Genomic DNA, 15,409 nt, shown 5'->3' with positions numbered 1-15,409 from the left:
GAATTACAATGAGCCAATCCACTAAGATTAAGGTGCTAATTGTTGATGACCATGCCATAGTCAGAAAGGGTCTAGTAACCATCATTAACCGCGATCCAGAAATGACAGCGATCGCTCAAGCTGAAAACGGACAACAGGCGATCGACGCGTTTCGAGAACACCAACCCGATGTCACGCTAATGGATTTACGAATGCCCAAAATGGGAGGTGTGGAAGCCATTATGGTGATTTGTGCTGAATTTAAGCAGGCTCGAATCGCGGTACTCACAACCTACGATAGTGATGAAGACATCTATCGCGGCTTGCAGGCGGGCGCTCAAGGCTATCTGCTTAAGGATGCTAAACCTAGCGAGCTTTTAAATGCGATTCGCGCCATTCATAATGGTCAGAAATATATTCCGCCAGAAGTGGGCGCAAAATTATTGCAGCGAATGACCAATCCAGAACTGAGCGAACGAGAGTTGGAAGTGCTGCGTTTGATGGCACAAGGAATGAGTAATCAGGAAATTGGGACTGCTTTGAGTATTGGTGAAAGTACTGTCAAATCCCATGTGAATCGCATTTTGAGCAAACTGGGAGTGAGCGATCGCACACAAGCTGTGATTACTGCTGTCAAGCGTGGGATTGTCAATTTATAAGCTGTACTAAAGTTGGTATCCGAATTTCAACTTTAGTTGGAGACAACCTTCCACTGCGAGATGGACTGGTTCATCCATCACTCGATTGTACAAAAATGTAAACCTAGAGTGGACGACAACAGAGGGTCAATTGTCTATATTAAATCCATAGCAAAGTTAGCGCAGTTGGGTTGTAAGGCTTAAGTTTGCTTAATACAAACCGAAACATGACTGACGACTCTGATAATTATATTTCTTTATTCGTTCTGCCTTCAACCCAGGATCGTATTCAAGGTGTACTGAATGCTGCTGTAGTCTTCGTCATGTATGGAGATTATGAATGTTTTCAAAGTGCTAACGTCTATCGATTGATTAAAGTTGCCGGGCAGCAATTGAAGGTTTCGTTTGGAGAAAACAATTTAGGTTTTATCTTCCGTCATTTTCCTCAGGTACAGATTCATCCACATGCTCAACGAGCAGCAGAAGCCGCCGAAGCAGCAGCGGTTCAAGGGCAGTTTTGGCAAATGCATGAGATGCTGTTTATCCATCAACAGGAGTTGGGAAATGGCTATCTAGTAGAGTACGCCAATCGTTTAGGACTTGATATTTCTCAATTTTTGCAGGATTTTTCCAAGGGAGCGTATGTCAATCGGATCAATGCGGACGTCGAAGGTGGACTGCGGAGTGGAGTAGAGGCTGCACCTGCTTTGTTTATTAATGGAATTCGCTATCTCGATCGCTGGACTGTTAAGCAGATAATGGCAGCCATTGTTGCTGCAAATGATTAAGCTTTTTGATGCTTATCTTAAGAAGTATTTCAGAACTTCTATACCGACAACAAGAACCAATTTCAGCAATTTAGCAAGAATATAGAGGCGATCGCAATGATGGTTTTTACATGGAAAAAAGTTCAAAAATTGTTGCTGTGGTTATTTGCATTAAGTATTGTCGTTGGAATATCAATGCATCCAACATCAGCAACCTCCAAGGAATTACCTCAAGCGTCCAACTCTAAACCTGCGATCGTTCCCGTTCATGGTGCTTATGCTGACGGTACATCATGGCAACACGTTATTCCAATGAAATCGCCTGGAAAACAATTCCTTCCTGGTTTATTGTGACTCAAAGCGATGTCTGACGACAAGCCCTTCGGGTTCGGGGGTTCGCAATCGACGGGAACCGCCAAGACTGCGACCCCCTCACCGCTGCGCGTCTACGCGCCATCAACCCTGAACTTCAACGATTTATGGCTAAACGGATTAGTGCTAAGACAACCGAAGTTAACTCCAGTCATGTTCCTTTTATCTCTCATCCAAAAGAGGTTGCCAAAGTGATTGAAGCAGCAAGTACTGCTGTAAAGTAATCCCAATTTAACGATTTGTTAGTGAGCCAAGTTCTATGAACCAATGAGACACAAGTTTGGTTTTTGGCAGAGCAGTATTGGTACGCAGTTAAAGTCAGCAGATCGGGTGTTGTAAATGAAGAACTAACAGTATTTGAGCGATCGCTCTTTAAATCAGTTCATTCTTGACTCCATTTATCCATTGTAGATAACACAGGAAGAGAACTTTATGACTAATTATGACTACATTGTAATTGGTGCAGGCTCGGCAGGCTGCGTTGTTGCCAACCGTCTGACAGAAGACAGTGAAACAACCGTGTTATTACTCGAAGCTGGCAACCCAGATACTAAACCGGAGATTCACATTCCGTCGGAATGCCTCAGCTTACTAGGCTCCGAAGTTGACTGGGCATACTTCTCAGAGCCAGAACCGTACCTCAATAATCGCAAAATCTTTTGTCCCCGTGGAAAAGTCTTGGGTGGCAGCAGTTCGATTAATTTCATGATTTATCTGCGGGGCAATCATCACGATTATGATCGCTGGGAGTCATTGGGGAATCCCGGCTGGAGTTACCAGAATGTACTACCTTATTTTAAGAAATCCGAGCATCAGCAACGTGGTGCCTCCGAATACCACGGGGCTGATGGGGAATTGAGCGTGACCGATCTCATTGCCCCTGCTGTGGTATCCCAACGCTTTGTCGATGCAGCAGTGGCAATGGGATATCCCAACAATCCTGATGCCAATGCGATGCAGCAGCCAGGTGCAGGACTCTATCAGTTGACAATCAAGGATGGTAAGCGTCACAGTACCGCAGCTGCTTTCCTCTTACCCATTCTCCAGCGTCCCAATTTGACCGTAATCACAGAAGCTTTGGTGACTCGATTGTTGTTTGAGAACACCCGCACCGTTGGAGTGGAGTACCTGCACGAAGGAACGTTGCATCAAGTCAGGGTTAACTCCGAAGTGATTTTAAGTGCTGGCGCGTTTGATTCGCCCAAGCTACTGATGCTTTCTGGCATTGGGAACGCAGAACACCTGCAAACATTAGGAATTCCGGTAGTAGTTGAGTTGCCGGGTGTCGGTCAAAATCTTCAGGATCACCCTGTTGTACCCGTAGTACACGAAGCAGCTAAGGATTTACACACTGCCAGCAGCAGTAGTATTGCGGAAGCTAATTTATTTTTGCATACTGAGGGTAATGTGGATGTTGCACCAGATTTACAGTTTCTCTTCGGCCCCGTTCTGTTGGCACCCCCTGGCTATGCCCACTCTGGTTCAGGATTCACAAGTCTAGTCTGTTTGACCCATCCCCAAAACATTGGCAGTGTCAGTTTGCGTTCCCCCAACCCCCAAGACCCACCGTTAATTCGGCTAAACTATCTGCAAAGTGAAGCTGATGTGCAAAAGCTTGTTGCTGGGATTAAATTAATGCGTAATTTGTTCGGTGCAAGTGCCTTTGATGAGTTTCGTGGTAGAGAAGTGGCCCCTGGTGCAGATAAGCAGAGCGATGAAGCACTCGTTGCTTACGTACGAGAAGTTTGCGATACGGTGTATCATCCGGTTGGCACTTGCAAAATGGGTATTGATTCAATGGCGGTGGTAGATCCCGAACTACGAGTATATGGGGTTGAGGGATTGCGAGTTGTTGATGCCTCCATTATGCCAACAATCACTACAGGCAATACAAATGCACCCACTATCATGATTGCTGAGAAAACAGCAGATCTAATTAAAGCGGAGCGTTCTTCGCAAAGCGTTCCCAACAAACTTAATGTTCAAAATTTGTCACACTCGTCTATCTAGAAACGGCATGAACGCCTGCTTTATCTGAGCCGCAAGCTTGAGCGTTTGTAACACAATTCATTCATTAGAAGGAGTACTTCCATGACAAAATCATTCTGGCTTCTTAATAACTACCTCACTATCCTCGCCGATCGCACCACAACTGACGGTAAATATGACCTGATTGAAGGCTATTTCCCTCCTGGTGCACAGACTCCACCTCATCGCCATACACGCTATTCAGAACAACTCTATGTGTTGGAAGGAGAGTTCACTGTCTGGGTTGGTAAGAATAAGGTTGTGCTAGGCGCAGGCGAAAGTGCCTTCATTCCGATGGGTACACCCCATGTTGTTGCTGCACTCAGCGATCAACCAGCTCGCGGTTTAGTCGTTGCTTCGCCCAGTGCCTTTGCTGACTTAATTGAAGCAACAGGAACGCAAAACCAGAATGAGGCACCTGACATGGAATTGTTCAATCGCATCTGCACCGAAATTGGCGACGAAATTCTGGGTGCGCCCGGAGATATCCCTTAGAGGGTGTTATGAACTTCTACATAACCTAGTCCAGAAGCGAAATTCAGCCCTTATTGGGATTTTTGAGGAATGCTTGGAACTGGCTCACAGAGCCGATGATTTTCAGAGTTCATAACACCCGCTATGCCGCTTGAAAACGGCGTTGTTGCGTGAATAGGCAAAATGGTAAATTTTACCTATCGCCTATGTTCTCTTGCCGCAAGCGCCCAACGATGAAGACGAAAGCCCAGTATAAAGTGAAAAATTGGAACGCCTATGATGCAGCATTAAAGCAGCGGGGCAGTATAACTTTCTGGCTGGACAAAGACGTAATCGAGCAGTGGCGCAACCAGCAGAAAACAGGGAAAAAAGGAGCATCAAATTATTATAGTGACGTAGCCATCGCCACTATGGGGACGATTCAATCAGTGTTTCATTTACCAGGAAGGCAAGCAGAGGGATTTTTGGAATCGCTATTCATGCTCATGGGAATTGAGCTAGAAGTACCAGACCATTCCACGCTATCTCGTCGTTTAAGCAAGCTGTCTGTGGAACTGCCAGTAATCCCAAAGGACAAAGCTGTTCATGTTGTAGTGGATTCAACGCTTTGTAAAAGTCTATGGTGAAGGCGAATGGAAAGTTCGTACACATGGGGTTGGTAAAAGGCGGAAGGAGCGCAAATTACATCTAGGAGTTGATGAAGAGAGTGGAGAAATTCTGGGCGCAGTTGTAACTACTAATGATGTAGCTGATTGTGAGGTGCTTCCAGACATATTGGAGCAGATAGATGCGCTGATAGACCAGGTTTCTGGTGATGGTGGCTATGACACTTTTGACTGTTATGACACTATTGCCGAGCGCGGTGCAAAGGTGACAATTCCACCTCGTAGCAACGCCAAAATTCAACAACCAAATAATGAAGCACAGCCACACCCTAGAGATGAAAATCTGCTGCGGGTGAACCAAGTCGGGCGTAAGCAATGGAAACAAGAAAGTGGGTATCATCGCCGTTCATTGTCCGAAACTGCGATATTTCGTCTCAAAATCATCTTTGGTGGTAAATTAAGACGACGCTTTTTTGACAATCAAGCTGTCGAGTTATTTCTACAATGTGCCGCCCTTAATCGCATGATCCAGTTAGGCAAGCCAGATACTTACAAAGTTGAAGGCTAATTTCAAATCCGATTACGGATTGGTATGTCCTTTTTTTCTTTCATGCAACAAAGCCCTTGAAAACTGGTCTATCACTTAAAAGGAAAACTCAAAACTATGAATTCACAAGTAGCTCAAACCACCACTAATGCTGACGAGTTGGCAATCAGTGCTTTCCCTCGTCAGATGATTGATGCTTGGAATCGAGGTAGCGGCGAAGGCTTCGCTGCGCCGTTCAGCGAAACTGCCGATTTCATCACGTTCGACGGCACGCATCTCAAGGGTCGAAAAGAAATCGCTGCATTTCATCAGCAAGTGTTCGACACGGCTGCCAAAGGAACACGCCTGGAGGGTGAGGTGGATTTTGTCCGCTTCGTGAACTCGCAACTCGCACTCATGCTCGTAGTTATCAGGGTAATACTGGCCGGACAAAGTGAAACTTCACCGTCACGAGATTCGCTGCCGCTATACGTCGTAACGAAAGGCGACGAAGGTTGGCAGATCGAAGGGTTACTTAATACCCGGAAGTTAACGCTAGAACGTCAATTCTTCTTAGACGACTTTGACTCACTGAGCGCAGAGGCTCAACGTCAAGTGACTGACCTCGTTGTAAGTCTCAAGCAGCGTCATTAAGCAGATCGATCAAAGGAGAAATTCTTGGGTGTTCACTGTTGTGTCATGCAGTGGGTGAAATAATTTCGACGGTGCAGATGGTAATGCAAGCTCAGATGCCCTATACCGTTTTGCGCGAGCGCGTTTTAACTCATCCAACAATTACTCAAGGGTTAAATCTGCTATTCTCAAAGTTGTGATGCAACAGAACCGACAACACTTCAATGGTTCATACAAATCCAGAATCTCCATTAGATTAACATAATGAAAAAACTAGAAGGAAAAATCGCCCTTGTCACGGGTGGCAATAGTGGTATCGGTCTTGCCACTGCCAAACAGTTTGTTGCTGAGGGAGCCTATGTCTACATCACAGGTCGTCGCCAAGCCGAGCTGGATGCTGCTGTAGAAGCCATTGGTAAAAATGTTACGGCTGTGCAGACCGATGTTTCTAATCTAGCAGACCTCGATCGCCTGTTTGCCACCATTAAGCAAGAGCAAGGACATCTCGATATCATCTTCGCTAATGCTGGCGGTGGACAAGTTGCCCCACTTGGAGCAATCACTGAGGAACACTTTGACAAAACATTCAACGTAAACGTCAAAGGTTTGCTGTTCACCGTACAAAAGGCACTGCCACTTTTGCCAGAGGGCGCTTCTATTATCCTGAATGCTTCGACTGCTTCTATAAAAGGTACGCCAGCTTTCAGTGTTTACAGCGCCACCAAAGCTGCGGTGAGATCGTTTGCTCGGAATTGGACACTCGACCTTAAAGACCGCAAGATCCGAGTGAATGCCATTAGCCCTGGTGTGGTTCCGACTCCTGGCTACAATCTTCTGGGACTTAGTGATGAGCAGGTGCAGGAATTTGTGGATAGCCAAGCTGTCACTATTCCATTAGGGCGAGTCGGCACACCCGATGAGATTGCTAAAGCAGTTGTTTTTCTGGCTTCAGATGACAGCAACTTCGTGAACGGCATCGAGTTGTTTGTCGATGGCGGTATGGCACAGATTTAAAGTCCAAAAGGGGTTAAACATGAAGCTGATCTCTGTTAATGTCGGACTGCCGCGTGAAGTGACCTGGAAAGGAAAAGCCGTCCGCACTGGAATTTTCAAAGAGCCAGTTAATGCCAGAGTAATGGTGCACGAACTCAATTTAGATGGCGATCGCCAAGCGGATCTCACCGTTCATGGTGGAGTTGACAAAGCCGTATATGTTTATCCTTTTGAGCATTATGATTACTGGCGAAGCGAATTGCCTGACACAGAGTTAACACTTGGGATTTTTGGTGAAAACTTTACAGTCACAGGATTGAGAGAAGAAGAATTGAACATTGGCGTTCACGAAGTGTGCGCGATAGCGCTCTCGCTTCAAAATCGGCAGTGTGAAACTAATGGTGACTCAACCGCGCTTACCCTGCTACAAACTAGGGATTCGCTTTGGGCGATCGGATATGGTAAAACGATTTCTCGCCAGTCGTCGCACCGGATTTTACTTTCGAGTTTTGCAAGAGGGCGAAGTTGGAGTCGGAGACACTTTAGAGTTGATGAGTCGAGATACCAACAATATTACTGTTGCTGATATCACTCAGCTTTATGTTCGCGAGCAAAACAATCCAGAGTTACTGCATCGTGCTGCTCGACTTGAAGCGTTACCCGAAAGCTGGCGCGACTACTTTCAAGAGCAGATCCGTCAACGCCCTTCGGGCGGGGAAAAGGGTAAAGGTTAAAGGCGAAAGGGAACCCCCTAACTTTAGTTATGGGCTTGATACTATGAGCCTGTATTCCTCGTACTACGTATCTGGAAATACATCTTTTTTCCTTCTCCATATTTAAAAACTCTTTCTTGCACCCTTTTCCCCCTCTTTGGTCGTCAGGATGTGAGATAGATCGACCTGTCGTAAAACGCCATCATGTCACTTTTATCACTTACAAGAACTAATTCCATGACTACATATCGCACAGTTTCGATCGATGGTTTAGATATCTTCTACCGTGAAGCTGGTTCCCGCGATAATCCGACGATTCTGCTATTGCACGGCTTCCCAACTTCATCTCACATGTTCCGCAATCTCATACCAGCACTTGCTGATAAGTTTCATCTGGTTGCCCCTGATTATCCTGGTTATGGTAATAGTTCCATGCCCACGGTAAGTGAATTTGACTACACATTCGATCGCTTGGCTGAGATTGTAGAGAAATTCATTGCTGCGATCGCTCTCAAAAAGTACAGTCTTTATGTGATGGATTATGGTGCGCCGATTGGCTATCGGATTGCAGCTAAATATCCAGAACGCGTGCAATCTCTAATTGTTCAAAATGGCAATGCTTACGAGGAAGGTCTGCGCGAATTCTGGGAACCAATTAAGGCATACTGGCAAGAGCGATCGCCTGAGAATGCTGAAAAGCTCAAATACCTTTTCACTCTAGAAGCAACGAAGTGGCAATATACCAACGGTGTTCATAATTTAGAAGCAATTAGTCCCGATACCTGGACGGTGGATCAACATTTCCTCGATCGTCCCGGAAACGAAGAGATTCAACTGGCGCTGTTTTATAGCTATGGCACCAATCCACCGCTCTATCCCCAATGGCAAGAGTATTTCCGTCAATATCAACCTCCAACCCTGATTGTCTGGGGCAAGAACGACTATATCTTCCCTGCTGAAGGTGCTTATCCTTACCAGCGCGACTTGAAAGATGTTGAGTTTCATCTACTTGATACTGGACATTTTGCTTTGGAAGAGGAAGGAGACGCGATCGCAAACTATATCAATCAATTCCTCACATCACGGCTGCAACCTGTTCCTGCCTGATGAGTGCAAATGATGAATCATTCGAGTATGACTCATGCTTTAACTCTCACCCCGCTCTTGACATAATAAAAGCAAATCCGTTTAAGGAGAGAAGAAATGTCGAACCATTTTACTGGACTCAATCTCGGTGCACCTCTCGGGGACCAACGACTCGACCTCTGCGACCTCTATGCGTTCCAGTCGCTCACTGACCCATCGAGGACTGTGATCATCCTCAATGCAAATCCAACTGCCGACGCGCTTCATCCCGATGCCATCTACCGCCTCAACATTGACAACGACGGAGACTACCTGACGGACATTGCGATCAGTTACGTGTTCTCACCACCGCAAAACGGTAGGCAGACCGTAAACGTCTTCGTGGCAAAAGGCGCGGAATCTCGTTTGGTCGAAGCTGTTGGGACGAAGATCATCGCCGATGCCGAAGTCTCCTTCGGCTCTCAACCCAACATCGTCAAGTCTGGCGATTACACGTTTTTCGCCGGTGCTCGCAGCGACGCTTTCTTTTTCGACTTCGACGGAATCAAGAATCTATTCGATACCTCGGGCGGCAGAAATTTCACTGCACCCCACTTGGGCGGCAAGTCTCCGTGGACCGGCGTGGATTCAAATACGGAAGCCAATGTGTTCTCGACGGTGATCGAGCTGCCGACAAGCGAGCTTGGCGCGAACCCGGAGATCCGGATCTGGGGACGGTGCAGCGTGCGCGAGGACGGTAAGATGCTTCATGTTGATCGCGCTGGACACCCAAGCGTCAGCAGCTTCTTCAACACCGACGACACCAAATTGGAATACAACGCCAGCGAACCGGTCAATGATCGCGAGCGCTGGACGGATCAGTTTGTACACTTGATGGGGCATACGGGCAATTATACTCGCGAAGAAGCAATTGCCGCGATCGACGCCGACGGCATTCTGCCTGACATGCTGTGCTTCAATCCTTCGAAGCCCGCGAAGTATCCCAACGGCCGCGTTTTTACTGACGATGTCATTGATCATCGCCTCGCCTTCCTCTCCAAGGGCGATATTCCCCCCTCAGGTCTCAAGCCACATACCGACATTCTCAAAGAGTTCCCGTACATTGGTACGCCGCATCAGAAGAGCTAGCGGCACTACGAGAGTATAAAAAACTGTTGGTTCTTGCGGATTTTGTGGAGTGTAGATAAAAGCAAGCTTTCAGCGCTTTCTCCTAGCAGATTTAAACCATAGGTAAAGCCAGTTTTCCCATGAAATAGCACCTCAAACCGTTGATCTCTCGTAGACTGTGAATGGCTTGCTGTCTGACAATTATAGTTCTCCACAAAATCCGCAAGAACTAGGAACGTTCAACTTCATGAAGTCAATTCTCAAATACCTAACAGCATGGACAACTACATCCCAAGCGCCAAAGATATTATCGGAGCATCACCGTTGTTCGCGATCGACAACGAAGCACCCGCCAAGCTGATTGTCGATCCACCACTTCCTGAACCCCTAGCTCAAGGTCGTGTCTTCATCCAGTATCGGACGGAGAACCTGCGCCTGTTGCCCGTGTTCGGCAAAGGTGCCCTCGATGTATCACCGCGCATCGGACATATCCACATCACCGTCGATGATGCACCGTGGCACTTTGTCGATTCCAGTGGCGAAACGATTATCCTGGTCGGACTGGAACCTGGTCCGCACAAGGTGCTGATCGAACTAGCTGACCCCATGCACAAAGTAATCACCAGTGAAACTGTAAAGTTCACGCTGCCCGATCCTAAGAAATCATGAAAAAACTAGACGGAAAAATCGCAATTTTGACGGCGGCATCTGGAGAAATGCTGCACATCGCAGGTGGTATTCATTGAACTGTATCAAACTGCTGTGTATAAAAACAATCGTATCTTGATACGGCAAGCTTGTACGAAAAGTTGAATTTTCTAGCAAGTGTTATGCACTTTTTTTAAACCTAGTTAGGGCAAGCATCTTAAGTTACGCTCGCCAAATATATCATCGTTAAAACTTTCTCAGAACGCTAATCTTTTTTGAAGTTCATAACACCTTCTATAGGAATCCAATTTGATTTCTGAATCACTCGTAGAGAGACGGAACAGGGAATTGGGAATGGGGAATAGGAAAGAAGGAATTAAGTTGTACTGAGTTTTGCCCCAATCTCATCTAATGTCTGCGGTATAATATTTAGATCTTCCGCGCAATTTGAAATGCAGCTAAGTTAAACAGGTGAATTTCGCCCTTAAATTGCTGTTTGATCGCAGTTCTCAATCCCGAAAATAGATTTACTCTCACTTGCGACTCTAAAGCAACGTATTGTGAACCGCTACTCAAATAATCGAGATACCGATCAACGCTATAGGTTTGTTCGCAAGGGAAGATTTCTGTGGAGGGAGGCTCAAACAATCCTGAATCCCCGACAGGTTTTCCCAAGCCTGCGGCAATTTCAGCTTGTTTCTCTCGACCTTCGTACTCAGGTGCGATCGCGGGCGCGTAAGCTTGATAAATCTGATTCAAGACTTGATGAACTTCATGACTTGGCTCAAGCGTCAGGTTCCAAAGTAAAACGAGAGAACCATCCTCTCGTAACGTCTGTGATGCTTTCACATATTTGATGCCGGATGATATCCAGTGCCAAGCATTTGCTGCTAGTACAATTTCATACGCTTGTGGTTGAACTTGCCACTCCTCGAAGGATTCCTGAAAGAGTTGAACCTTCGGAAATGCTGCAAGACGACGTGCTGCAACTTGGCAGAAATCTCGATTCGGTTCTACCGCATCGATTGCACATCCCAACTGAGCAAAGTTAATCGTCGCAATTCCTGACCCGCATCCGACTTCGAGAATGGTTGAGTTAGGGGAAAGGTGAGCGGCTTCAATCGCTCGCTGTATTAGTGCTTCAGGATAGCGGGGTCTGCCTCGATCATAAGCTTCCACAACTGGCGTGTACCAAACCTTCCGTTGCTCTAAGTCTCGATTTGAATACTCATTAAATATTTTGACCGAATCTGCCATGATTCTTACCCGTGCAAGTCATTTTCAAGCTTAACTCTCTTGTCGCATCTCATGCCAAATAAGGGCAAGTTGGTAAATCAAGAAAGTAGGTTGTGTAACATTTATTTACAACATGTCCTATTTTGCGCGTATCCCGGCTTAACCCCCTATAAACATCGTATTCACAAACTCAAAAGATATGGAAGTGGACATTCAACACTATGACGATATTATTATCGGCGGCGGCAAAGCGGGTAAAACACTTGCACCGGCGTTAGTCGCTGACGAACGTAAAACTGCTCTGGTTGAACGCAGTTTAAATATGATTGGTGGCGGGTGCATTAATATTGCCTGCATTCCTACTAAAACTATGGTGGCGAGTGCCAATGTGGCAAACACAGTGCGAAACAGTGCGGCTTATGGTGTTAAAGCTAATACACCCATCGTTGATCTAGCAGAGGTGATCCAACGAAAACGATCAGTTGTGCAATCTGCACTTGAAGCAGGTGAAGTGATTTCAACAGTGCAGATGGTGATGCAAGCTCAGATGCCCTACACCGTTCTGCGCGATGGTATTTTAACTCATCCCACAATGACCGAAGGGTTAAATATATTGTTTTCCAAGTTGTAAGAAAACAGTAATTGCAGACCCAAGGAATTATACCGTTTCACTTTAAGTTTGATACATTTAGGCAAGCAGAGGGGCAGGGGAGCAGAGGAGCGGAGGAGAAATCATTTGTATCTTTAATTTGGTGAAATAGTATTACCAAACAAACGACATTTCACTCTTGAAAAAAGTAGATATAGCATGATGACTAAAATATCTAAAATCGGTATTATTGGTGCAGGTAATGTAGGTGCAGATGTTGCAAATGCTTTAGTTATACTCGGTAAATGTGTAAGGGTTGTCCTTTTTGACCGAACCTTATCAAAAGCTGAAGGGCAAGCATGGGATATCGAAGACAGCATTCCCCTACTTAAAGAAGTAGAGATTAAACCATCAAACCAGTATGAAGATCTAGCTGATTCAGATGTCATTATTGTGACTGTTGGGGTGCAGCCGAAACTTGGACAGACCCGATTAGATACATTGAGTGATAATGCAGAGATTATACGTTCGACAATCAAAGAATTAGATCGAGTTGCACCGAATTCAATCGTAATTATCGTTAGCAATCCAGTAGATGTACTAACGCGGATTGCTCAAGCTACTTCTACCAGAGCAGAAAACCTAATTTTCGGTTCGGGAACCGTTCTGGATACTGCTAGACTGAGATATCAACTTGGAAAGCGACTGAATGTTGCCAAACAAGACGTTCATGCTTATGTGATTGGAGAGCATGGAGACAGTCAATTTGTCATTTGGTCTAGTGCATTTATTGGGGGAATTTTGTTAACTGAATTTCCCATACCACAAGGAGCAACGCTAGAACAAATTCAGCAAGAGTACGCACAATTCACTCGTAAACGAGGCTATAACATTTTTGAACGCAAAGGAAATACAAGCTATGGTATATCAATAGTAGTTTGTCAGTTAGTTGATACCATCCTGCGAGATGAAAAGCAGATATTTCCAGTATCGGCCAGAGCAGATTCTAACTATGGAGTTGGCAGTGAAGTTGTGCTTGGACTTCCATGTATCATTGGCTCAACAGGTATTGAGCGCCAACTGCTGTTATCAAGAAATGCTCATGAACAACGCTTATTAGAAGAATCAGCCAACAAAGTCAATGAAGCCTATAATTTTTTGTTTGCATAATTAAAATCAATTAGGTGCGGCTATGGTTGAAAATACAGTATCCTGAACAATACCTTTGCCATCAAGTAGAACAAGGCAATACATGAGCTAAATATCAGTAGAGACTACTCAGGAAATAAATAGCTTTAGTTTCACTATTTGATGGACTTAAAAACATTTAGTGCTTGTTGACAAAAATAGCAACTAAAAATGCTTAAGTATACTTTCGTTCTAAAGTTTGAGAACGTTGTCAATCAGGAACCTTGTAATGATTAAGTTTTTAGTAAGTGCGCTGTTTGCTACATTATCGTTAACAGTATTTTTGAACTTGTTCACTTCTGTTGCCCTTGCACAAAGAACTTATGAGCCAACAACTGAATCCCTATCGAAGCATGAAGTTCCAGACTGGTTCAAGGATGCGAAACTCGGAATTTTCATTCATTGGGGGGTATATTCTGTACCTGGCTATGCACCACTAACTGGAGAACTGAACAAAGTCGTTGCAGAGCGTGGTTGGGAATACTGGTTTAAGAACAACCCTTACTCGGAATGGTATTACAACTCCATGAAACTTGAGGGCAGTCCAACCTATAACTACCATCGTACAACCTATGGTGAAGGCTTCACCTATGATGACTTTATTCCTAGATTTAATGCAGCCATAACAAATTGGAACCCCTCGAAATGGGCAAAATTATTCTCTAAAGTAGGTGCGCGGTACGTTGTACTAACAACGAAGCATCATGATGGCTTTTTGTTGTGGCCTAGTAAAACTATAAACCAGCCAGGGCGAGTGGCAACACGCGATATTGTAGGCGAACTAACACAAGCTGTTCGCAAAGAAGGTATGCGGATGGGTGTGTATTACTCTGGTGGTCTTGATTGGTCTTTCAAAGATGCAACAATCACAGATTTCAATACACTAGTGGGAGCAATTATTCAAGAAAAAGCCTATGCAGATTATGCGAATGCTCATTGGCGCGAGTTGATTGACCGCTATCAGCCATCTATATTATGGAACGATCTTGGCTACCCTATTGGGCAAGCGAATGAAATTATGGCCTACTTTTACAATCGCGTACCCGATGGTGTAGTGAACGACCGTTTTGATTTAGGTGGTCAGTTAGGGTTGCACTTTGATTTTTCTACACCTGAATATAGTCAATCCACACAAATAGAACCAAAAAAAAGGGAAAGTACAAGGGGTTTAGGCTACTCGTTTGGTTATAACCAAAATGATACTGATTTAAACATGATTTCGGTAGATGAACTAGTTGATTTATTTGTAGATATTGTTAGTAAAAATGGGAATTTATTGCTGAACATTGGCCCAAAGGCTGATGGTTCAATATCCGAAGTACAGCTTGAAAGATTAGAAGGTTTAGGTAAATGGCTAGATGTGAATGGTAAAGCAATCTTTGGCTCACGCTATTGGATACGAGCAGAAGATTTAACTACAGAACTTGTTCGAGTGCGCTACACCACTAATAAAGGAAAATTATATGCAATATTGCTTGATGAGCCAACTTCTAGGAAGGTTACTATTCCAGGAATAATTTTGCCGAAAAAAGCAAATATTACGATGCTAGGTGTTGGAGGTACACTGGAGTGGCAGCAGTACGGTCAGAATTTATCCATAACACTACCGCACAAGTCTTTAGTCAAAAAATCACCAGCTTACACATTAGAGATCGGCTGTATGCCTCTATAATCTGATTCAGAAGTTAGAAACATCTTTGATTAAAGAAGAAACAAGGCTTACAGCTTATTTTTTAATAGAGATGTTTCCTGAAGTTAAACTTTCCAATTGAATATAGCAATCCTAAATGGTTCATGAGAAAACACCATATTCATGGAGCTTAGGAA

16 protein-coding genes and 3 pseudogenes are annotated in these 15,409 nt (G+C 44.8%); 18 read left to right on the top strand and 1 reads right to left on the bottom strand.

The features are described from left to right. The first annotated feature begins 8 nt into the window (after positions 1-8). The 15 genes and pseudogenes from BV375_RS00905 (at position 9) to BV375_RS00850 (ending at position 10,590) form a co-directional block, all read left to right on the top strand. Positions 9-638, top strand: a complete 630-nt coding sequence (locus BV375_RS00905; RefSeq protein ID WP_086756307.1) for a response regulator transcription factor — start codon at positions 9-11, stop codon at positions 636-638. A 206-nt stretch (positions 639-844) separates the two neighbouring features. After that, positions 845-1,405, top strand: a complete 561-nt coding sequence (locus BV375_RS00900; protein ID WP_086756305.1) for a DsbA family protein — start codon at positions 845-847, stop codon at positions 1,403-1,405. A gap of 96 nt (positions 1,406-1,501) precedes the next feature. Continuing rightward, complete coding sequence (locus BV375_RS00895; RefSeq protein ID WP_086756302.1) at positions 1,502-1,738, top strand: hypothetical protein; 237 nt, start codon at positions 1,502-1,504, stop codon at positions 1,736-1,738. Between the two features lie 450 nt (positions 1,739-2,188). Then, the gene (locus tag BV375_RS00890) at positions 2,189-3,766 is read left to right on the top strand and encodes a GMC family oxidoreductase N-terminal domain-containing protein (RefSeq protein WP_086756301.1); all 1,578 of its coding nucleotides are present in this window, start codon (positions 2,189-2,191) and stop codon (positions 3,764-3,766) included. An 81-nt stretch (positions 3,767-3,847) separates the two neighbouring features. After that, positions 3,848-4,279 carry a cupin domain-containing protein gene (locus tag BV375_RS00885; protein ID WP_086756299.1) on the top strand — a complete coding sequence of 144 codons (432 nt, stop codon included), beginning with the start codon at positions 3,848-3,850 and terminating at the stop codon, positions 4,277-4,279. Positions 4,280-4,491: 212 nt separating this feature from the next. Then, a pseudogene (locus BV375_RS00880) lies at positions 4,492-5,431 on the top strand (IS5 family transposase). A 96-nt stretch (positions 5,432-5,527) separates the two neighbouring features. Next, complete coding sequence (locus BV375_RS00875) at positions 5,528-6,043, top strand: SgcJ/EcaC family oxidoreductase (RefSeq protein ID WP_086756297.1); 516 nt, start codon at positions 5,528-5,530, stop codon at positions 6,041-6,043. An 8-nt stretch (positions 6,044-6,051) separates the two neighbouring features. Further along, positions 6,052-6,222, top strand: coding sequence for a hypothetical protein (locus BV375_RS35670; RefSeq protein ID WP_339376782.1), 171 nt, complete (start codon positions 6,052-6,054; stop codon positions 6,220-6,222). A gap of 64 nt (positions 6,223-6,286) precedes the next feature. Next, positions 6,287-7,036 carry a glucose 1-dehydrogenase gene (locus BV375_RS00870; RefSeq protein ID WP_086756295.1) on the top strand — a complete coding sequence of 250 codons (750 nt, stop codon included), beginning with the start codon at positions 6,287-6,289 and terminating at the stop codon, positions 7,034-7,036. Beyond that, positions 7,014-7,337: pseudogene (locus tag BV375_RS38975) on the top strand (MOSC domain-containing protein); the annotation flags it as partial. The gene BV375_RS00870 and the pseudogene BV375_RS38975, both read left to right, overlap by 23 nt. A gap of 76 nt (positions 7,338-7,413) precedes the next feature. Next, positions 7,414-7,503 (top strand): annotated as a pseudogene (locus BV375_RS38550) (MOSC domain-containing protein); the annotation flags it as partial. Between the two features lie 63 nt (positions 7,504-7,566). Next, positions 7,567-7,749, top strand: coding sequence for a 3-alpha domain-containing protein (locus tag BV375_RS37895; RefSeq protein WP_243713797.1), 183 nt, complete (start codon positions 7,567-7,569; stop codon positions 7,747-7,749). A gap of 216 nt (positions 7,750-7,965) precedes the next feature. Further along, entirely contained in the window at positions 7,966-8,835 is an 870-nt protein-coding gene (locus tag BV375_RS00860; RefSeq protein WP_086756293.1) for an alpha/beta hydrolase, read from the top strand. A 96-nt stretch (positions 8,836-8,931) separates the two neighbouring features. Then, complete coding sequence (locus BV375_RS00855; RefSeq protein ID WP_086756291.1) at positions 8,932-9,942, top strand: DUF4331 family protein; 1,011 nt, start codon at positions 8,932-8,934, stop codon at positions 9,940-9,942. A gap of 255 nt (positions 9,943-10,197) precedes the next feature. Next, positions 10,198-10,590: a DUF6130 family protein gene (locus BV375_RS00850; RefSeq protein WP_086756288.1), complete on the top strand. Its 393-nt coding sequence runs from the start codon at positions 10,198-10,200 to the stop codon at positions 10,588-10,590. Positions 10,591-10,998: 408 nt separating this feature from the next. On the opposite strand, the gene BV375_RS00845 is transcribed toward BV375_RS00850, so the two are convergent. Next, entirely contained in the window at positions 10,999-11,826 is an 828-nt protein-coding gene (locus BV375_RS00845) for a class I SAM-dependent methyltransferase (protein WP_086756286.1), read from the bottom strand. Between the two features lie 178 nt (positions 11,827-12,004). Between BV375_RS00845 and BV375_RS00840 the strand changes: the two genes are divergently transcribed. The 3 genes from BV375_RS00840 (at position 12,005) to BV375_RS00830 (ending at position 15,254) form a co-directional block, all read left to right on the top strand. Further along, positions 12,005-12,436: an FAD-dependent oxidoreductase gene (locus tag BV375_RS00840; RefSeq protein WP_208099025.1), complete on the top strand. Its 432-nt coding sequence runs from the start codon at positions 12,005-12,007 to the stop codon at positions 12,434-12,436. Positions 12,437-12,613: 177 nt separating this feature from the next. Further along, positions 12,614-13,564 carry an L-lactate dehydrogenase gene (locus BV375_RS00835; protein ID WP_086756283.1) on the top strand — a complete coding sequence of 317 codons (951 nt, stop codon included), beginning with the start codon at positions 12,614-12,616 and terminating at the stop codon, positions 13,562-13,564. Between the two features lie 247 nt (positions 13,565-13,811). After that, positions 13,812-15,254, top strand: coding sequence for an alpha-L-fucosidase (locus BV375_RS00830; protein WP_086756280.1), 1,443 nt, complete (start codon positions 13,812-13,814; stop codon positions 15,252-15,254). Positions 15,255-15,409 lie beyond the last annotated feature (155 nt).

Origin of the sequence: Nostoc sp. 106C (assembly GCF_002154725.1) — a bacterium.
Taxonomy (GTDB): domain Bacteria; phylum Cyanobacteriota; class Cyanobacteriia; order Cyanobacteriales; family Nostocaceae; genus Aulosira.
Note: the sequence above shows the minus strand (reverse complement) of the source record. Positions and strands in the feature narration are given on the sequence as shown.